This window comes from Pigmentiphaga sp. (assembly GCF_019689535.1).
Lineage (GTDB): Bacteria > Pseudomonadota > Gammaproteobacteria > Burkholderiales > Burkholderiaceae_B > Pigmentiphaga.
In genome coordinates, this window is record NZ_JADGHH010000061.1 from 1 (window position 1) to 18,172 (window position 18,172).

15 protein-coding genes and 1 tRNA gene are annotated in these 18,172 nt (G+C 66.3%); 5 read left to right on the forward strand and 11 right to left on the reverse strand.

What is annotated here, in order from left to right; genetic code table 11:
• Positions 1–312: 312 nt before the first annotated feature.
• The 3 genes from IRZ12_RS07355 to ispD all read right to left on the reverse strand — a co-directional run bounded on the left by IRZ12_RS07355 (position 313) and on the right by ispD (position 1,725).
• Positions 313–389, reverse strand: a tRNA-Val gene (locus IRZ12_RS07355).
• Positions 390–457: 68 nt separating this feature from the next.
• Positions 458–1,009 carry a 2-C-methyl-D-erythritol 2,4-cyclodiphosphate synthase gene (gene ispF, locus IRZ12_RS07360; RefSeq protein WP_296466463.1) on the reverse strand — a complete coding sequence of 184 codons (552 nt, stop codon included), beginning with the start codon at positions 1,007–1,009 and terminating at the stop codon, positions 458–460.
• A complete protein-coding gene (ispD, locus tag IRZ12_RS07365; protein ID WP_296466468.1) occupies positions 1,006–1,725 on the reverse strand; it encodes a 2-C-methyl-D-erythritol 4-phosphate cytidylyltransferase in 720 nt (239 codons plus the stop codon). The genes ispF and ispD overlap by 4 nt, the downstream gene beginning before the upstream one ends.
• 69 nt (positions 1,726–1,794) lie before the next feature.
• Here ispD and mfd point away from each other — a divergent pair, with 69 nt between their 5' ends.
• The 3 genes from mfd to IRZ12_RS07380 are packed head-to-tail and all read left to right on the forward strand — an operon-like array spanning position 1,795 to position 6,870.
• Positions 1,795–5,271 (forward strand): transcription-repair coupling factor, encoded by a 3,477-nt coding sequence (gene mfd, locus IRZ12_RS07370; RefSeq protein ID WP_296466471.1) that lies wholly within the window; start codon positions 1,795–1,797, stop codon positions 5,269–5,271.
• Positions 5,272–5,294: 23 nt separating this feature from the next.
• Positions 5,295–6,155: a phosphoserine phosphatase SerB gene (gene serB, locus IRZ12_RS07375; protein ID WP_296466474.1), complete on the forward strand. Its 861-nt coding sequence runs from the start codon at positions 5,295–5,297 to the stop codon at positions 6,153–6,155.
• A 58-nt stretch (positions 6,156–6,213) separates the two neighbouring features.
• Positions 6,214–6,870: a TetR/AcrR family transcriptional regulator gene (locus tag IRZ12_RS07380; RefSeq protein ID WP_296466477.1), complete on the forward strand. Its 657-nt coding sequence runs from the start codon at positions 6,214–6,216 to the stop codon at positions 6,868–6,870.
• A gap of 131 nt (positions 6,871–7,001) precedes the next feature.
• Here the strand turns inward: IRZ12_RS07380 and IRZ12_RS07385 are convergent, their stop codons facing one another.
• Together IRZ12_RS07385 and IRZ12_RS07390 are read right to left on the reverse strand one after the other, a co-directional pair.
• Entirely contained in the window at positions 7,002–7,838 is an 837-nt protein-coding gene (locus tag IRZ12_RS07385) for an AraC family transcriptional regulator (protein ID WP_296466480.1), read from the reverse strand.
• A 43-nt stretch (positions 7,839–7,881) separates the two neighbouring features.
• Positions 7,882–8,949 carry a carbon-nitrogen hydrolase family protein gene (locus IRZ12_RS07390; RefSeq protein WP_296466483.1) on the reverse strand — a complete coding sequence of 356 codons (1,068 nt, stop codon included), beginning with the start codon at positions 8,947–8,949 and terminating at the stop codon, positions 7,882–7,884.
• 237 nt (positions 8,950–9,186) lie between these two features.
• On the opposite strand from IRZ12_RS07390, the gene IRZ12_RS07395 reads away from it, so the two are divergent.
• Together IRZ12_RS07395 and IRZ12_RS07400 are read left to right on the forward strand one after the other, a co-directional pair.
• Complete coding sequence (locus IRZ12_RS07395) at positions 9,187–9,798, forward strand: isochorismatase family protein (RefSeq protein WP_087779836.1); 612 nt, start codon at positions 9,187–9,189, stop codon at positions 9,796–9,798.
• Between the two features lie 2 nt (positions 9,799–9,800).
• Positions 9,801–11,051, forward strand: a complete 1,251-nt coding sequence (locus tag IRZ12_RS07400) for an MFS transporter (protein WP_296466490.1) — start codon at positions 9,801–9,803, stop codon at positions 11,049–11,051.
• On the opposite strand, the gene IRZ12_RS07405 is transcribed toward IRZ12_RS07400, so the two are convergent.
• From IRZ12_RS07405 to IRZ12_RS07430, 6 genes are all read right to left on the reverse strand, one after another.
• The gene (locus IRZ12_RS07405; RefSeq protein WP_296466493.1) at positions 11,039–11,956 is read right to left on the reverse strand and encodes a helix-turn-helix domain-containing protein; all 918 of its coding nucleotides are present in this window, start codon (positions 11,954–11,956) and stop codon (positions 11,039–11,041) included. The two genes, IRZ12_RS07400 and IRZ12_RS07405, sit on opposite strands and share 13 nt — an antisense overlap.
• A 60-nt stretch (positions 11,957–12,016) precedes the next feature.
• The gene (locus IRZ12_RS07410; RefSeq protein ID WP_296466496.1) at positions 12,017–13,486 is read right to left on the reverse strand and encodes a class I adenylate-forming enzyme family protein; all 1,470 of its coding nucleotides are present in this window, start codon (positions 13,484–13,486) and stop codon (positions 12,017–12,019) included.
• Between the two features lie 14 nt (positions 13,487–13,500).
• On the reverse strand, positions 13,501–14,373 hold the full coding sequence (locus IRZ12_RS07415) for an amidohydrolase family protein (protein ID WP_087779833.1): 873 nt from the start codon (positions 14,371–14,373) through the stop codon (positions 13,501–13,503).
• A gap of 52 nt (positions 14,374–14,425) precedes the next feature.
• Positions 14,426–15,409, reverse strand: a complete 984-nt coding sequence (locus IRZ12_RS07420) for a tripartite tricarboxylate transporter substrate binding protein (RefSeq protein WP_296466500.1) — start codon at positions 15,407–15,409, stop codon at positions 14,426–14,428.
• A 65-nt stretch (positions 15,410–15,474) separates the two neighbouring features.
• A complete protein-coding gene (locus tag IRZ12_RS07425; protein WP_296466504.1) occupies positions 15,475–17,514 on the reverse strand; it encodes a hydantoinase/oxoprolinase family protein in 2,040 nt (679 codons plus the stop codon).
• Positions 17,511–18,172: hydantoinase B/oxoprolinase family protein (locus IRZ12_RS07430; RefSeq protein ID WP_296466507.1), on the reverse strand; the 662-nt coding region annotated here is incomplete at its 5' end. The genes IRZ12_RS07430 and IRZ12_RS07425, both read right to left, overlap by 4 nt.

Sequence of the window (18,172 nt, forward strand, 5' to 3'; positions counted from 1 at the left end):
CGCACGCGGCGTGCCCGACCTGGACTATGACGCGCCGTACACTGCCTGCCTAACTTCCAGTCGGAGGTGAATCCGCCGAAGTATCCGCCGATCAAGTCCGGCGACTACCTAGTCAAGCGCTTCCGCGAGGTGCAAAAGTACAAGGCTTGATGCAGGGGCCGCGGAATCTCGCGGCGGACGCCTTCACGAGAGAAAAGCTTGGCGTACCCGCCCCATGCGCCTCCGCGGGAATCGCATGGCGCACGCTGTGCTCCGGGCGTTCGGGCAAGCAAAAAGGCCCGGCACAAAATTTCGTGCTGGGCCCCGGGAATTTGGTAGGCGCGATTGGATTCGAACCAACGACCCCCACCATGTCAAGGTGGTGCTCTAACCAACTGAGCTACGCGCCTGCTGTGTAAGCAGCGAAGAATTGAATTCTATATTGAATTTTCCGTGAGTGTCAAATGATGCGCTCACATCAATCGCCGGCGTAGAGATCTTCGTAGAGAAAGGTGTCCGGGCGCCGAGCGAGCAAAGTCACGACAGTTGCGGCGATGCCCTCCTTGCGCCCGAGGAAACCGAGGGATTCGTTGGTCTTGGCCTTGATGTTGACGCAGGCGACCGGAACGCCGAGGTCGGCGGCGATGTTTTCTGCCATCGCGGCGGCGTGCGGGCCTATCTTGGGCGCTTGCGCATGCACCGTCGCATCGATGTTGATCGCCATCCATCCTGCTTCGGCCACGCGCTGCACGGCCGTGCGCAGCAACACGCGACTGTTCGCACCGGCGTAAGCCGGATCGGTGTCCGGAAAGTGGCGGCCGATGTCGCCCAAGCCTGCCGCGCCCAACAGGGCGTCGGTGACGGCGTGGAGCAGCACGTCGGCGTCGGAATGTCCCAGCAGGCCGTGGCTGTGGGGAATGCGCACGCCACCGATGATGAGCGGCCGGCCTTCGACCAGTGCATGGACGTCGTAGCCTTGCCCGATGCGATAGGGGTAGGCGGCGGGATCGATGGGTTTGTCTTTCGTCATGTGCGATCCAGGAATTTTTCCATCAAGGCGAAATCCTCTGGCCAGGTCACCTTGAAGTTCGATAGCGTACCGGGCACCAGGCACGGCGCGAGCCCCAAGGCCTCCACGGCGCTTGCTTCGTCGGTCACCGGCAGCTGGCGGATTTCGGCGTGAGCCAAGGCCTTGCGCAGCAGGCCCGCACGAAACATTTGGGGCGTTTGCGCCTGCCACAGCCCGTCGCGGGCAACGGTGCGCCCCACCCTGGGAGGATCGGCGCCGCCCTGGGCCTTGATGGTATCGGCCACGGGCAGGGCAAGCAGGCCGCCCACTTCGTCGTGCAGGCAGGCGTCGATCAGCGCGCGCAAGGTGATGGCCGGCAAGCCGGGGCGGGCCGCGTCGTGGACGAGGATCCAGTCGTCGGCCTGGGCTTCGCAACGTGCCAAGGCGTTGGTGACCGTCTGCGCACGGGTTGCGCCGCCGCAAGGCAGGCAAGCCACGCGCGCCAGGCCGTCCAGGGCCGATTCAGCCTCGCGGTCGCCCGGCGCGACGGCAACGACCACGCGGTCGATGCGCTCCTCGGCCAAGAGCGCGCGCACTGCGTGGCGTAGCATGGGCTGGCCGGCAATCTTGCGGTATTGCTTGGGGAGGGGCGCCGACCCGTCCGGCGAAGGGCCGGCCGCGCGGGAGCCGACGCCCGCCGCGGGCACGATGGCGATCAATCGAGAGCTCGGTGTCATGGCTTCTATAATACGGAATTGCCGTCCAGGCCGCGCCGGCCCATTGGCGACGCTCTTTGCACGAGACCGATGTCCCTCCCGCCCGTTACCGCGTCTAGCTCCCTCGCCCGTCCGACCCTTGCCTTGCCTTCGGCGCTGACCCAAGCCGTCTTGGCGGCGCTCAGGCCGGGAGAGCGCTACGTCCAGCCGCGCCCGCCCGGCGCCGGAGATGCCTGGCTGCTCGCCGATCTCGCGCGCCAGGCGTCCAAGCCGCTCGCCATTCTCACCGCCGACCCCCTCGACGCCCAGCGCCTGGCCGAAGAGGTGCGCCTGTTTGCGCCGGAGCTGAGGGTCCATCAGTTTCCAGATTGGGAAACACTGCCCTACGATTCGTTCTCCCCGCACGAGGACCTCATTTCCGAGCGCCTCAAGGCCTTGCATGCGTTGATGCAGCAAGGCGTGGACGTACTGACGGTGTCAGTGACGACGGCACTCTACCGGCTCGCCCCGCCCTCGTTCCTCGCGGCCTACACGTTTTCGTTCAAGCAGGGCGATACGCTCGACGAGGCGGCGCTGCGGGCACAATTGACGCTCGCCAACTACTCCCACGTCACGCAGGTGACGGCACCAGGCGAATTCTGCATCCGGGGCGGGTTGATCGACCTATTTCCCATGGGGTCGGCCCTGCCCTATCGGCTCGATTTGTTTGACGACGTGATCGAGTCCATCCGCAGCTTCGACATCGATACCCAGCGCAGCCTGTATCCCGTCAAGGAGATCCAGCTGCTGCCGGGCCGCGAATTTCCGATGGACGAGGCCGCGCGCAACGAATTCCGGGCGCGCTTTCGCGAGCAGTTCGAAGGCGACCCTTCGCGTGCCATGCCGTACAAAGACATTGGCAACGGCATTGCATTCCCTGGCGTCGAATACTACCTGCCGTTGTTCTTCGACGAAACGGCGACTTTGTTCGACTATCTCGGCGACCAAACCATCACGGTCACCGTGGGTGACGTCGAAGACACCATCCGGCGCTTCCTGCAGGATACGACGAGCCGCTACGAGTTCCTCAAGAGCGATCGCGAACGCCCCATCCTCCCCCCTTCGCGAATTTTCCTCGATGCCGAAGGCCTGTTCGGCCAGCTCAAGCGCTTTGCCCGCCTGGCGTTGAGCAGCGATCGCCAGCATCCCGCGTTCACATCTCCGCCAGAAGTCGCCATACAGCGCAAGGCCGAGGATCCCGTGGCGCGCCTGCGCGCCCTGATCGCCCGGCCAGACCTCAAGGTGCTGTTGTGCGCGGAATCGGCGGGACGGCGCGAAACCATTTCCCAAATGCTGGCGGAGTTTGGCTTGCGTCCGGACCCGGTCGACTCCATCCAAGGATTCCTCGAGCAGCCCAGCGCTTTTGCCATCGGGATCGCCCCCCTTTCTTCGGGTTTCGGCCTGGCCGAGGCGAACCTGCTGTTCCTGACCGAAAGCGATTTATTCGCGGGCCACACGGTGCGCCGGGGCAAGCGCGGGCAGGAGCGCGCGAGCAACGTCGAGTCCATGGTGCGCGACCTGTCGGAGCTGCGCGTGGGCGACCCGGTCGTCCACGTCCAGCACGGCATCGGCCGATACCAGGGGCTGGTCAGCATGGACATCGGCGAAGGAGACATGGAATTCCTGCACCTGGAATACGCCGGCCGCAGCACGCTTTACGTGCCGGTATCCCAATTGCACGTCATCTCGCGCTATAGCGGCGCGGACCCTGACACGGCGCCGCTGCATCAGCTTGGGTCCGGCCAGTGGGAAAAAGCCCGCCGCAAGGCGGCTGCCCAAGCGCGGGACGCCGCGGCCGAGCTACTTAATCTCTATGCGCGGCGCGCCACCCGCCAGGGTTACCAGTTCAAGCTGCCCCTTGCCGATTATGAGGCTTTCGCGGAGTCTTTCGGCTTCGAGGAGACGCCAGACCAGGCAGCCGCCATCCAGGCCGTGATCGAGGACATGACCTCCGGCCGTCCCATGGACCGGCTGGTATGTGGCGACGTGGGCTTCGGCAAGACTGAAGTCGCCCTGCGCGCGGCGTTCATCGCCGTGGCCAACAACAAGCAGGTGGCGTTGTTGTGTCCCACGACGCTGCTGGCGGAACAGCACGCGCAAAATTTTGCCGATCGCTTCGCAGACTGGCCGGTCAAGGTGGTCGAGCTGTCGCGCTTCAAGTCGACGAGGGAAATCCAGGCTTCGATCGAGCAGATCAACGACGGTCGCGTCGACATCGTGATCGGCACCCACAAGCTGCTATCGGACAAGATCAAGTTCAAGAACCTGGGCTTGGTCATCATCGACGAGGAGCACCGCTTCGGCGTGCGCCAGAAGGAAGCCCTCAAGGCGCTGCGGGCCGAGGTGGACGTGCTGACCCTGACGGCTACCCCGATTCCCCGCACCCTCGGCATGTCGCTGGAGGGGATACGCGATTTCTCGGTCATTGCGACCGCGCCGCAGAAGCGCCTGGCCATCAAGACCTTCGTCCGGCGCGAGGACGGGAGCACCATACGGGAAGCGCTGCTGCGCGAGCTCAAGCGCGGGGGGCAAGTGTACTTCCTCCATAACGAGGTCGAGACCATCCACAACCGGCGCGCCATGCTCGAAGAGTTGGTGCCCGAAGCCCGCATCGCCGTTGCGCACGGCCAGATGCCTGAGCGCGAGCTGGAGCAGGTGATGAAGGCCTTTTACCAGCAGAAGTACAACGTGCTCCTGTGCACCACCATCATCGAGACGGGCATCGACGTGCCGACCGCCAACACCATCGTGCTGCACCGGGCGGACCGTTTCGGCCTGGCCCAGTTGCACCAGCTGCGGGGCCGCGTGGGCCGCTCGCACCACCAGGCTTACGCCTATTTGTTGACGCCGGGCGAAGACGCCATCACCAGCAACGCCAAGAAGCGCCTGGAAGCCATCCAGGCCATGGAAGAGCTGGGCTCGGGCTTTTACTTGGCGATGCACGACCTCGAGATCCGCGGCGTAGGCGAGATCCTGGGCGAATCGCAGTCGGGCAACATCCAGGAAGTCGGTTTCCAGATGTATACCGACATGCTCAACGAGGCAGTCAGGGCCCTGAAGAACGGCCGCGAGCCCGACCTGAACGCCCCGTTGTCGGCTACGACCGAAATCAACTTGCACGTCCCTGCCCTTCTGCCCCAGGACTACTGCGGAGACGTGCACGCTAGGCTAACCATTTACAAGCGGCTTGCCAATTGTGAAGATGCCGGCGAGATCGACGCGATCCAAGAAGAGTTGATTGACCGTTTCGGCAAGCTGCCGGATGCGGCGCGCGCCTTGATTGAAACCCACAGGCTGCGCCTGGCTGCCAAGGCCGTCGGCGTCATCAAGATCGATGCTAGCGAGCAATCGGCAGTGCTGCAATTCGAACCCAATCCTCCAATCGATCCGATGCGGGTGATCAGCCTGGTCCAGAAGAACCGCCACATGCGGCTTTTCGGACAGGACAAGCTGCGCGTCGACATCAAGGGCGTCGACCTGAAATCCCGCGTGGAGGCAGTGCGCGCCGTGTTGCGCTTCTTGGCTTGAGCGCGTTTTTTTCCGTCCAGAACATGACCCATCTCGTTATCCAGGCTCCTGACCTCTCCTCCGAGGCCGTCGAACACTTGTCCCGCCTTGCGAAGGCCAAGAAAACCATGGAACTGGCGCCTGGCGCCGTCCGCCTGGTCGAGGCCGACGGGGCGCCGGCCGTGCGCGCCGAAGTAGCCGCCTATTGCCAGCAGGCAGGCGTGGACTGGGCGTACGTCGCGCCGGGCGCTCGCCTGGCCGACTGGAAGATCCTGGCCATGGACATGGATTCCACCCTCATCAACATCGAGTGCATCGATGAGATCGCCGATATGGCCGGGCTCAAGCCGCAGGTGGCCGCCATCACGGAAGCTGCCATGCGCGGGGAAATCGCCGATTTCAGCGAAAGTCTCACCCGTCGCGTGGCCCTGTTGCAAGGCCTGCCCCTGGAGGCTTTGGAGCGGGTATACGCCGAGCGGCTGCGACTGAACCCTGGCGCCGAGCGGCTGCTGGAAGTTGCCCGCGGCCTGGGGCTCAAGACCTTGCTCGTTTCCGGAGGCTTCACCTGGTTCACCGGCCGCCTGAAGCACCGCCTGCAGCTGGACGAAGCCCATGCCAACGAGCTGGAAGTGGTCGATGGCCGGCTGACCGGCAAGGTCGTGGGCGCGATCCTGGATGCCGACGGCAAGGCTGCTCACCTGCGCGAATTCGCCGGCCGGCACGGGGCGCCGCTTTCCCGCGCCATCGCCGTCGGCGACGGCGCCAACGACTTGAAAATGTTGGGGCTCGCCGGCCTGAGCGTGGCCTATCATGCCAAGCCGGTCGTGCGGGAAAAAACCACCCACGCGCTCAACGTGTGCGGGCTGGACGGCATCCTGAACTGGTTCGAAGATACCCTGGGCTGATCGATCGGCGCTTCTGCTGTAGTGTTACGCTCCAGTGGTGACTGACGGACCTTTGGCCATGTCTGCACGCCGTACTGCCAATCCTGCTGCGGAGTCTCCGCGCATACGTGATGCCGATCGCACGCGCCAGATCATCCTGGACGCCGCGACCCACGAGTTCGCGGCGCTGGGCTTGGGGGGCGCCCGCATGGACCGGATTGCCGAACGGGCCGGAGTCGACAAGCGGCTCATTTACTACTACTTCAACAACAAGGACGACCTGTTCCTGTCCGTGCTCGAACGCGCCTACGCCGCGATCCGGCAGGCCGAGCAGGAACTCCACCTGGAGGCGCTCAGCCCGCCCGAGGCGGTGCGCAAGCTGGTGGAGTTCACTTGGCAGTACTACCTGGAAAACCCGGAGTTCCTGTGCCTGCTCAATAGCGAAAACCTGCACCAGGCGGCTCACCTCAAGCGCTCCTCGCAGGTACGGGAGATGCATTCGCCCTTCGTGCAGTGGCTGGCCGACATCCTCAAGCGCGGACACGAGCAAGGCCTGTTCCGGGACGGCGTCGACCCTGTCCAGCTCTACATCTCGATCGCCAGCGTGGCCTATTTCTACCTGTCCAACAAGTTCACGCTGTCGGAGATCTTCGGGCGCGACCTGATGGCGCCCGAGGCGCTGGACGTGCGCCTTGCCCACATGGTGGACGTCATCCTGGGCTACCTGCGGCCCTGACCCGGCCTGCTTCGGCTACCCGTGGCGCGTTATCCCCAGCCACTGTGGAAAAGCTTGGGGATAGCCGCGGAACAACCGTCCTGCAGCCAGAATCCACGCGGGTTTCCGGCCGGCGATGAAAAAACGGGCAGTCAGTTGCCGTCGCGATACACGGTAGGCGCCACCCCGGCCAGGCGCCGGAAAGTGGCGGCGAAATGGCTAGGTGTGGCGAATCCGACGTCGAGCGCGATGTCGGCCACGCTCCGGTCGGTCGAGACCAGCCAGGCTTTGGCCTGTTCGATGCGCGTGCGCAGCAGGTACTGGTAGGGAGTCGAACCGGTGTGCGCCTTGAACCCGGCCACCAGGCGCGACACGCTGGTGCCGGCCAATTGCGCCAGCCTCTCTACGGACAACGGCTCGGCCGGGCACGCATGGATGTGATCGATCGCGCGGCGGATCGCGGCCGGGGGCGCATCAGCGCCCTCGTCTTCGTCGGCCAGCACCGCGGCATGGCGCGTCGCCAGGTGCATGACCGCGGTGCGGGCCAATTGGCCCGCATAGGCCGGATCCGCCGCAACCTGCCGCCGCAGGCACGCCAGCAGGGCCAGGCTCAGCTGCTCCAGCAAGGGGTCGAACTGCGCCACCTTGGGCGTCAGCGCGGCGTCGGCAGGAGCCATGCCTGGCAGCAGCTCCGCCTTCAGGCGCGCATGCAGATACACCAGCAGGATGTCGGGAGTGCCGCTCACCGACCACTCCGAGGCCCGGTCGGCCGGGATGATGCTGAACATCCGCGGCTTGAGCAGGGCCTGCCGCGCGTCGGCGCCTTCGACCGAGCGCTCGATGCGGGCCTTGCCCGCCAGGCAGTACACCAGGCAATCGTGCGGCAGCGAGGCAAGCCTCGCGCGCCATGGACGCTCGGCCGCAAGCGACACGTAGACGCCGCCCCACCCCCTCCCGCGGCTATCGGCAATGAGGCGATTCTCGGGCATGGCGGGAATGCGGTGGGTGTCCCGCTCGCTCAGTGGGCGCGGGTCATCGGCTCTCGGTCGGAAGTACATGGACGGCCCCGTCTGCGGACGATGGTGCAGATCCCATCGTAACCGGCGCCGGCTCGGACGGGCCAGCAGTGGCCGGGGCGAAGAGCTCGCCGAACGGCGCGGCAACGGGATGCGCGCCGAAATTGGCCGCCAGCCGCAGGATGTCCGGCCGCGCATAGTGGCCGGCCGAATCGCAGGCGTACTTGAGATAGACGATCTCGCCCAGATCGACGTCTGCCACCAGCACCGCCTCCTGGTCCAGGTTCGGTCCGGCCAGCATGCGTCCGGTAGGCGACACGATGGCGCTCCAGCCGCCGCCGGTGCGTATCATCTCCGGCTGGCCGACCAGGTCCAGGCGCGCCAGCACCTCGTCGTCGATGACCGAGCTGGCATTGAGCACGAAGGTCTGCGCGGCCCAGGCATGGTAGCGGGCCGCGGTCTCCACCACCCCATTGAAGAAGCCCGAGTTCGGATCGTGGGTCAAGGCCGAAATGCCGGGCCACGCGGCGATGTGCACTTGTTGCCCTTGGCTGGTCAGCGCGTAGCGCGCCAGGTCCATGGTGTGCTCCCAGCAGATCAGCCCGCCGATGCGGCCGATGTCCGTATCGAATACCTTCAGATCCGAACCGTCGCCCCTGCCCCAGATGGTGCGCTCCACGTGAGTGGGCTGCAACTTGCGATGCCGGCCCGCCAGGACCCCGCGGCGGTCGAAGAAAAGCTGGGTGTTGTAGAGGGTGCCGCCGTCGCGCTCGGACACGCCGAGCACCACATGGATGCCGGCGCGGCGCGCGGCCGCCGCGATCCGGTCCGTGGCCGGGCTGCCGGCCACGACGCTGTTCGTGAAGAGCTCGTAGAACAGCGGTGCCCCCCGCGTCGGCGTGTGCGTCCAGATCCAGAACGGATAGCCCGGTACGAAGGTCTCGGGAAAGGCCACGATGTCGGCGCCTTGCTCCGCCGCCTGTTCGATCAGGCGGCAAGCCTTTTCGATGGATGCGTCGCGATTCAGAAAAACCGAGGCGGCGTGGACGACCGCTGCCCGGAATCGTGGAAAGGTATCGGCCATGTCGATCTCCGTAGTGACGAGACGATTGAAGCACCGGCAACGCGCGGCCGCTGTCCAGAAACCCGGGCGACTTTCGTAAAAACCGCAGGCCGGCGCTGCCCCCGGCCGACGAAGGCGCTCTCCCGGGGCGAAACGCATCCATTGCGCAATTTTTGCCCGCCGCCGCAATTTCCTGGCATCGCCTCGCGCGGGCCGGCGCTATGTTGCGCGTTCGTCCACCCTGCACCCGGAGGCAAGATGTCCCCATCCGTCCCCCTAGACAAGAACAAGGCGGTCCTGCTGGTCATCGACATGCAGAACGATTTCGTCCGCGAACGCGCTCCCATGGAAGTCCCGGCCGCGCGCCAGCGGGTTCCCGCCATGGCGGCGCTCGTCGCCCAGGCCCGCCGGACCGGCGTTCCCGTGATTTATACCCAGCACGTGCTGTACGACGAGTTCGACGTCTCCCCGCTGGAAACGACCCAGATTCCGCACTTGCGCAACGGCGGCATGCGCGCCGGGACCGCGGGGGTCGAAATCATCGACGAACTGGCGCCGCGGCCCGGGGAAATCGTGATTCCCAAGCATCGCTACGACGCGTTCTACAACACCCGCCTGGAGACCGTCATCCGCAACATCCGCGGCCGCAACGTGGTCGACAGCGTCATCATCACGGGCACGGTCACCAGCGTCTGCTGCGAATCCACGGCGCGCAGCGCCTTCATGCGCGACCTGCGTGTCTTCTTCGTCGACGATGCCACCGGCGGTTTCGACGATGCCTCGCACCAGGCCACGCTCGCCACCATCGACCGCGTGTTCGGCAAGGTCGTGACGACGCGGCAAATCCTCGACGCGCTGGGCGGGGCATGAACATGGCCAAACCATCCGCCCACGATACGTCGTACGAGTGGAAGGCCGTCACCATCCTGGCGCTGGGCTTCGGCCTGATGGGGCTGGACCGTTGGCTGCTCGCACCCATGTTCCCCTTCATGATGAAAGACCTGAACCTCTCCTACCAGGACCTGGGCCTGCTGATCGGCACGCTGGGCCTGGCGTGGGGGGTGTTCTCCATCACCATGGGCCGCGTGTCGGACGGCATCGGGCGGCGCAAGGTGCTGATCCCCGCCGCCATCGCCTTCTCGTGCCTGTCCGGTCTTTCGGGCGTGGCGACCGGACTGGTCAGCCTGCTGGTGATCCGCACGGTGATGGGCATCGCCGAGGGCTCGTTCTGCCCCACCAGCGTGGCCGCAGCCGGCGAAGCCTCGCACCCCAAGCGCCGCGGCCTGAACCAGGGCCTGCAGCAGAGCGCCTTCCCGCTGTTCGGGCTGGGGCTCGCGCCCATCATCGCCACGCAGCTGATGGGCGTGCTGCCTTCCTGGCATTACGTTTTCTTCCTGTCGGCGGTGCCCGGGCTGATCCTGGCATGGCTCATGTACAAAGTCATACGCGAGCCGGGGGCGGCGGCGCCGAGCGGCCTGCCGGCAGCGCCGGCTCGCGGCGAAACGCTGTCCTGGAAAGAACTGCTGCGTCGCCGCAACCTGCTGCTGGGCGTGGGCTCCATGCTGTGCGCGATGACCGGCATCTTCGTGGTGGGCGCCATGGTGCCCAACTACCTGACCGACTATCTGAAGCTGACGCCGCAACAGATGGGCCTGGTGGTGTCCGCCATCGGCATAGGCGGCTTCTTCGGCGAGTTCGGCGTGCCGGGCATCTCCGATTTCATCGGCAGGAAAGCCGCCGCCTTCCTGTCCTTCATCGGCGCGGCGCTGGCGCTCTACGGTTTCGCCCGGCTCGGCGCTTCCCCCTGGGCGCTGTTCGGCGTGCTCCTGCTGGTGTCCTTCTTCTGCTTCGGCCTGCTGGCGCTGATGACGGGGCCGGTGGCGACCGAGGCGGCGCCGCCCGGCATGGTTGCCTCGGCCATCGGCATCGTGAGCGGCCTGGGCGAGATCTTCGGCGGCGGCGTGGCGCCCGTCGTCGCGGGGTTCATCGCGCAGCACCACGGCATCCAGTACACCCTTTACCTCGCGCTGGGCGGCGTGGCGGTGGGCGTCGTGATCTCGTTCTTTCTCAAGGAGACCGCGCCCCGCAAGGTTGGCAACCGTCCGCAGGCTCAGGCATCGTAGTGCCCGGCGATGGCGCGATAGGCCGAGGCCGAGCTGCCCACCGCCTTCTTCAGGGCACGGCCCATCGCGCCGGCCGACGCGAAACCGCATGCGCTGGCTACGTACGAAACCGGATAGGCCGTCGTCGCAAGCAAGTGGCGGGCACGCTCGACGCGCATGGCCGTCAGGTAGCGATAGGGCGACACACCCAGCGCGGCCTTGAAGCATCGCAGGAAGTGATAGCGGCTCAGGCCGCATAACGCCGCCAGCTCGGCCAGCGAAATATCGTCGGCCAGCCGCTCGTCCATATAGCGGGTGACCTTCTTGAGCGCCTGGGCGCTCAGCCGGGACGACGTGCCGGTTCCCGGCTCGATGCGCCACTTCTTACCCAGCTCGTTCAGCACCAGCGCGCCGAAGCTGTCCGACAACAGCCGGGAGGCATGGCCCGCGCCGAGGTCCTGCATGAACGAGCCCAGCGCCGTATAGATCAGCGGACTGACGAAACCGCGCTGGGCGACCGACCACAGGCCATCCACCGGCTGGCAAAGACCCAGCTCGTCGAACATCTCCAGTGCCGCCCGCTGATCGAAGGTCAGCAGGGATACCCGCGCCGGGCCATCCTTCACCCACCGGAACGCGGTGCCCGGGGGTATCAGGTGCAGCGGGTTGATGAAGTTGACGAAATGGTCGCGGTATCCCCAGCCAAGGTCGAACATCGCCGACTTCAGGTGATACTCGTGCGATACCAGGAGGACAATGTGGGGCAAGGCCGGGCAGTGCAGTTCATGCGCGTCGAAACTGCAATGGATGATGCCGCCGGCCAGCCGTCCGCCATAGTCGAACGACTGGTGCAAGGTGTAGGCGCCGGTTTCCATCAAGACCTGGCGCAACGGCTGGACGGCGGACGGATGATGGTTGAGGCTCACGGGACCTCCGGGACGGGAAGAACGGACTCGTCATCCCCATATATTACCCGGCGCCCCCGCCTACGCGGCTGACAGGGAAGCCGCCAGATTTCCCTTGACGATCTTGCCCGCCGAATTCCGCTCGAAGTCGCTGACGAAGCGGAAATGCTTCGGGACCTTGTACGGTGCCAGCCGTTCCCGGCACCAGGCCGCGAGCGCGGCGGCGTCCTGCGCCCCTCGCGGCAGTACGAAGGCGGCCACTTCTTCGCCGAACTCGGTCGAGGGCACGCCCACGACCGCGGCCTCGAGCACGCCGGGATGGGTCATCAGGACGGATTCGATCTCCAGGGGATAGATGTTCACCCCGCCACGGATGATCATGTCCTTGGCTCGCCCGCAGAGGAAGAGATAACCCTCTTCGTTCAGGTAGCCCAGGTCGCCCGGATAGAAGAATCCGTCCCGGAAGGCTTCCCTGCTCGCGTCGTCGTCCCGGTAGAACCCCCTGGCCACGGTGGCGCCGTCGTAGCGGATGCGCCCCACCTCGCCGCGGGGCAGCGGACGGTCGTGCTCGTCCACGATTTCCAGGCGTACCCCGAACACCGGCCTTCCCACCGAGGCGGGGTATGCGGCCTGCTCCTGCGCCGACAATACCGTCACCCCTCCCCCTTCGGTCGAGCTGTAGTATTCGATGAAATCGGGACAGATCTCGTCACGGATGCGGCCACGCTCCTCGGCCGTCAGCGGCGAGCCGGAGGCGATCAGCGTGCGCAGCCGCCGGAATGGCGCCCTGGCGGCCGGCTCGGCCTGCAGGATGCGGCGCAGGAGCGTGGGGACCAGGAAGGTAATGGTGGCGGCGCGGCGTTCGATTTCCGCGGCGAGCTCTTCGACCTTATAGGGCGGCGCGCACAAGACCACGGTCGCGCCCACGTACAGCGACGACACCGAAAATGCGCGTCCGCCGCCGAAGTACAGCGGCGTGGCGTTGACATAGACCTCCCGGCTGCCGAAACCGAGATCGGCATAGTGGGTGAAGAACCGGCTCATGAATTGCGCGTGCGACAGCAGCGGCCCCTTCGGCCGCCCGGTCGTGCCGGACGACAGCGACAGGCAGAAACCGTGGTCCCCGCCGGGAAACTCCTCCCTTGCCGGGGCATGCTTCGCCTGTGCCAGCCAGGACGCGTCGGCAGCCACGCAAAGACCGGGCGCGAACAGGTCATCCGGCTCGACCATGACGCGGCGGGCGCCGAAGTGCTCCGCCACGCGGCGTTTTTCTTCGCCCGTCCAGCGGCAGTCCACCGGCAGCACGACCGCTCCCGCCCGCGCCACGGCGTAGAGGAGGATCAGGTGCTCGGGCGTATCCTTGAGCGCCACTCCCACGACCTCGCCGGGGCGCACGCCCATCTCGAGCAGCAGCGCGGCGCGCTGGCGCACCATCCGGTCGAGCTGCCGGTAGTCGATGTCGGTGTCGCGATGGATGATGGCGGGCTTGGTGGGACGCTGCACGGCATGCAGCGACAACTGGTCGGCGATATTGGGGCCGGGCGTGGCCATGGCGGCGCCCCCTTTCATCGATCCAGCCCGTACACGCGCAGCGCGTTGCCGCGCAGCAGCTTTTCCTTGGGCGCCGGCCGCAACCCCAGCGCTTCGATTTCGTCACGGGCGCGCCCGAAATCGAGGATGGGGAAATCGGTGCCGAAAATCACCTTGTCCTGGCCGTAGCTGTCGATGTACTTGACGAAGGACTCGGGCCAGTACTTCGGGCTGTGCGCATCGGTGCCGATGTAGACGTTGGGATGCTTCCAGGCCATGGCGATCATTTCCTCAGTCCAGGGAATGCCGATATGGATGCCTATGATCTTGAGCTCGGGAAAATCGCAGGCCACGGCATCCAGGCAGATCGGGCGGCCCACGCTGCGCAGCCGGTGCGAAGGGTCGTAGATCATGGACTGGCCCACCTGCAGTTGCACAGGCACGTCGAGTTCGGCGCATTTCGCGTAGAACGGATACCACTTCGCGTGGTCGGGCGCGAGCTCGAACCAGTGCGGATAGAAGTGCGCCCCGATGAAACCGTATTCCTTGACCGCCTTCTCCAGCTCCCGCACGCCGCGCATACCCTCCGTGGGATCCAGGCCGGCCAGCCCGTGGAACCGGTCGGGATGGCGGTTGACCGCTTCGGCCACCGCCTCGTAGGGCACGTGGTAACTGGCGCGATGCTGGATAGGGCCGACCTTGGCCGCGATCAGAAAGGCCTTCTCCACGCCCGCGGCGTCCATGCGGCGCAGCATGTCCTCATGCGCGAGCCCTTTCATGATGCCGGTGTCGACATTCATCTTGCCGCTGTAGAACGCGTCGCGTTTGGGACGCTGCGCGAGCAGCTCGGGGGTCCAGATATTGACCACGGCGTCGATGGCCGGGATGTCGTAGCGCTTGTCGTTCATCGCCTTCTCGGTACGGATGTGCGGGCCGGCGGCGGTGCCGCCCGCATCGGGACTATGGGGTCAGGTTGGCGTTGGCCACGGCCCGCTTCCACGCGGCCAAATCCTGCTCGATCTTCTTGCCGAAGGCCTCCGGTCCGGTGAAATTCGGATCGAGACCGCTGGCCAGGAGGCGTCCCTTGATGTCGGGCATCTCCATGGTCGCTTTCAATGCGGCGGACAGCGCCTGCACGATCTCCACGGGGGTACCCGCCGGCGCCATCAACCCATACCAGACGTTGAAATCGAAGCCCGGCACGGTCTCGGCCACCGCCGGCACGTCGGGCAGCACCGCGGAGCGCGACTGGGTGCTGACGGCGATGGCCTTGAGCTTGCCTGCGCGTATCAGTTCCAGCGCCCCGCCCAGGTTGACGAAAGCCGACTGGATCTGCCCCGACATGATGTCGATCTGGATCTGCGACGATCCCCGATAGGGAGCGTGGACCATCTCGATGTCCGCCATCTTGGCCAGGGTCGCCCCGGCCACGTGCGTGCTGCTGCCCAGGCCCACCGAACCGTAGGTGATCTTGCCCGGATGCTTCTTGGCGTAGTCGATGAATTCCCGCATGGTATTGGCCGGGAATGAAGGCGCGACCACCAGCACCGTCGAACCTGAGACGATCTGGCCGATGGGCTGGAAGTCCTTCTGGGAGTCGTAGTTGGGCTTGTCCGGCAGCCACGGGCTGATGGCGATGGGCCCCACGTTGGCGAACAGCAGCGTATAGCCGTCGTTCCTGGCCCGGGCAACGTAGCTCGTGCCGATGCTGCCGTTGGCGCCGCTGCGGTTCTCGAGCACGAAAGGCTGCCCGAACCGCTGCGAGAACTTCTCCAGCAGAGGGCGGATGATGGCGTCGGACGGCCCGCCGGGCGCCCAGGTATTGACCACCATGACCGGGCGCGAGGGATACTCCTCGGCACGGGAGGCTGGCGCCGCCCCCGCCGCCAGCGCGGCGCACAGTACGGCCGGACATGCACGAACAACGTTGATGCCGTATTTCATCTCGAATACCTCATCGTCAACAGGCCGTGGTAGCGGCAATCCGCGCGGGCGGCCCCTGCCCCGCATCACTCGCGCCGCAGGATCAGGTTGCCGTGGTCGTCGGTAGTGGCCGTGAAGCCGGGCTCCAGCCACACGGTCGTATCGGGCTGCTCGAAAATGGCCGGCCCGCGGATGCACGCTCCGACGGGCAGCTCGAGCCGCGCATGGCGAGGCACTTCCATCCAGCGTCCGTCGGCATGGACGCGCTGCATGCCGGCCGGCTCGGTCGACCCTCCCGCCGGCGGCGCCAGCAGCCGCAGATCGAACTTGGGCCGCACTCCTATCAAGGCATAGCGCAGGTTCAGCATGCGCGCGGGAATACCCGGCAACAACCGGCCGAATTCGGCCTGGTAGGTCTTCTCGAAGGCTTCCGCCACCGCCTGGGCGTCCAGCCGCTCGCGCGTCGCCGGCACCATGACCGTGTGGGTCTGTCCCTGGTAAAGCATGTCGAGGAACAATTCCTCCCGCACCGACGCGATGGCCACGCCGGCCGATGCCAGGTGCGCCTCGCATTGGGCCCGCAAGGCGTCGACCAGGTCGCGCAGCTGCCCGAAATCCGCGTCGCCCAACGGCTGGTTGATGGTGCGCACGGCATCGTGGCGCAGGTCCGCCATGACGCAGCCCAGGGCCGAGGTCACCCCCGGATAACGCGGCACGATGCCCGTTGCGACACCGGTCTCCCGCATCATCGCGCACACGTGCAAGCCACCACCGCCGCCGAACGGCATGTAGGCGAATGCGCGGGGATCGTGCCCTTTTTCGATGGATACCAGCCGCATGGCGCCGGCCATCTTGGCGTTGGCGACGGTCAGAATGGCTTCCGCCGCCGCCAGCACGTCGAGCCCCAGCGGCTCGGCCACGTGCGCCTGGATCGCCTTGCGCGCCAGCTCCACGTCCAGGCCGCCGAGCAGCCCGCCTCCCAGCGGCCGCTGCGCGGCGATGCGGCCCAGCAGCACATTGGCGTCGGTCACGGTGGGATAAGGGTTGCCGCGGCCATAGCATGCCGGGCCTGGCCGGCTGCCCGCCGACTCCGGTCCCACCCGCAGCATGCCGCTGGCGTCCACGGCGGCGATCGACCCGCCGCCGGCGCCTATGGTCTCGATCTGTATCATCGGCGTGCGCACGACCATGCCGAAGTCGATACTGGTCTGGTCCGCCAGTGCGACGCGTCCGTCGGCCACCAGGGACACGTCGAACGAGGTCCCGCCGATATCGCCGGTGATCACGTTGGGATAGCCGGCCGCCCGGGCCACCGCGGCGCAGGCGATGACGCCTGCCGCCGGTCCCGAAAGCGCGGTGCGCACCGGCAGTTCGCAGGCGGTCTGGCGCGACATCACGCCGCCGTTGCTCTGCACGATCATCAACTGGCCGTCGAATCCGCGAGCCCGCAAATCACCCTCCAGCCGGTGCAGATAACCGCCCACCACCGGCTGGAGCGATGCGTTCAGGCTCGCCGTCGAGACCCGCTCGAACTCGCGGATCTCCGGCAGCACCTCGGTGGACGCCGTTACGCAGGCGTTGGGCCAGGACGCGCGCACCCGGCGCACCGCCGCGGCCTCGTTGGCCGGATTGGCGTAGCTGTTGATGAAGAATACGCAGAGCGCCTCGCATCCTTGTTCCAGCAGCGATTGCGCGCATTGCTCGACCTGGTCGAGATCGACTTCGGTATGAATGCTGCCGTCGGCCAGTACGCGTTCGTCGACCTCCCGACGCAGGCTGCGCGGAATGAGCGGCAGGTAGTCGCCGCGCAATCCCCACGTCTGAGGGCGGTCGCGGCGGCGCATCTCGAGCACGTCGGCGAACCCGCGCGTGGTGATCAAGCCCGTGCGGGCGGCCTTGCGCTCCAGCAACGCGTTGGTGCCCACCGTGGTGCCATGGATGATGGTGCCGATGCGCGCCGCGCCATCGCCCGTGCGGCCGATGCCGTTCATGAAGCCCACGGCTTCCTCGCCCCGGGTGGAGGGTACCTTGACGATGGATACGGATTGGTCCGCTTCATCGAGCACGAACAAATCGGTGAACGTACCGCCCACGTCCACGCCCACGACCCGCTGCCGATCGCTCACCGCTTGTCCTCCGTTACGTAGCCCATGGCGAGATCGCGCGCATGAGCTTCGGCGCTGCGCGCTGCGGTCTCGCCATATCCGCCGCCTCCCGGCGTCTCCAGCCTTACCCGGTCGCCCCGGGAAAGCGAGATGCCCAGCATCTTGGAGACCATGGGCGGAACATGCCATTGGCCGTTCACGCAATAGCTGAACCGGTTCAACGCGCCATTGCCCCCGCCCGCGATCCCCTTGGGGGGCGATTTGCCGCGCTCGCCGAAAATGAAGGCCTGGGCGCTCTCCTCGAGCAGTTCGATCTCGTAGACGGCTCCCAGGCCGCCGCGATGCATGCCTGGCCCACCGGAATCGGGCCTGAGGGCCCATTGCGTGAAACGAACCGGATAAGCCGCTTCCAGGATCTCCAGAGGCGGTATGGTGGCCGTGGAAATCGGGGCGTTGCCGTGGCTCAGGCCGTCGCCGCCGGCGTGGGCGCCATGGCCGCCCCCGAAGAAACTGAACATGACCCAGCGCTGTCCATGGCGTTTTTCGTCGCTGCGCAGCCCGGCGATGGACAGCGCATTGATGGTGCCGTAGGCCTGGGCCACGGCGCGCGAGGGATCGGCCAGCGCAGCGGCGCTGAAAACCACGTCGATCATGCGCAGGATGGTCTCGGTATAGCCGC

Coding starts and splice junctions, on each gene's coding strand:
- ispF (WP_296466463.1), bottom strand. CDS start 1,009: ATGACGAAAGACAAACCCATCGATCCCGCCGCCTACCCCTATCGCATC.
- ispD (WP_296466468.1), bottom strand. CDS start 1,725: ATGACACCGAGCTCTCGATTGATCGCCATCGTGCCCGCGGCGGGCGTC.
- mfd (WP_296466471.1), top strand. CDS start 1,795: ATGTCCCTCCCGCCCGTTACCGCGTCTAGCTCCCTCGCCCGTCCGACC.
- serB (WP_296466474.1), top strand. CDS start 5,295: ATGACCCATCTCGTTATCCAGGCTCCTGACCTCTCCTCCGAGGCCGTC.
- IRZ12_RS07380 (WP_296466477.1), top strand. CDS start 6,214: ATGTCTGCACGCCGTACTGCCAATCCTGCTGCGGAGTCTCCGCGCATA.
- IRZ12_RS07385 (WP_296466480.1), bottom strand. CDS start 7,838: ATGCCCGAGAATCGCCTCATTGCCGATAGCCGCGGGAGGGGGTGGGGC.
- IRZ12_RS07390 (WP_296466483.1), bottom strand. CDS start 8,949: ATGGCCGATACCTTTCCACGATTCCGGGCAGCGGTCGTCCACGCCGCC.
- IRZ12_RS07395 (WP_087779836.1), top strand. CDS start 9,187: ATGTCCCCATCCGTCCCCCTAGACAAGAACAAGGCGGTCCTGCTGGTC.
- IRZ12_RS07400 (WP_296466490.1), top strand. CDS start 9,801: ATGGCCAAACCATCCGCCCACGATACGTCGTACGAGTGGAAGGCCGTC.
- IRZ12_RS07410 (WP_296466496.1), bottom strand. CDS start 13,486: ATGGCCACGCCCGGCCCCAATATCGCCGACCAGTTGTCGCTGCATGCC.
- IRZ12_RS07415 (WP_087779833.1), bottom strand. CDS start 14,373: ATGAACGACAAGCGCTACGACATCCCGGCCATCGACGCCGTGGTCAAT.
- IRZ12_RS07420 (WP_296466500.1), bottom strand. CDS start 15,409: ATGAAATACGGCATCAACGTTGTTCGTGCATGTCCGGCCGTACTGTGC.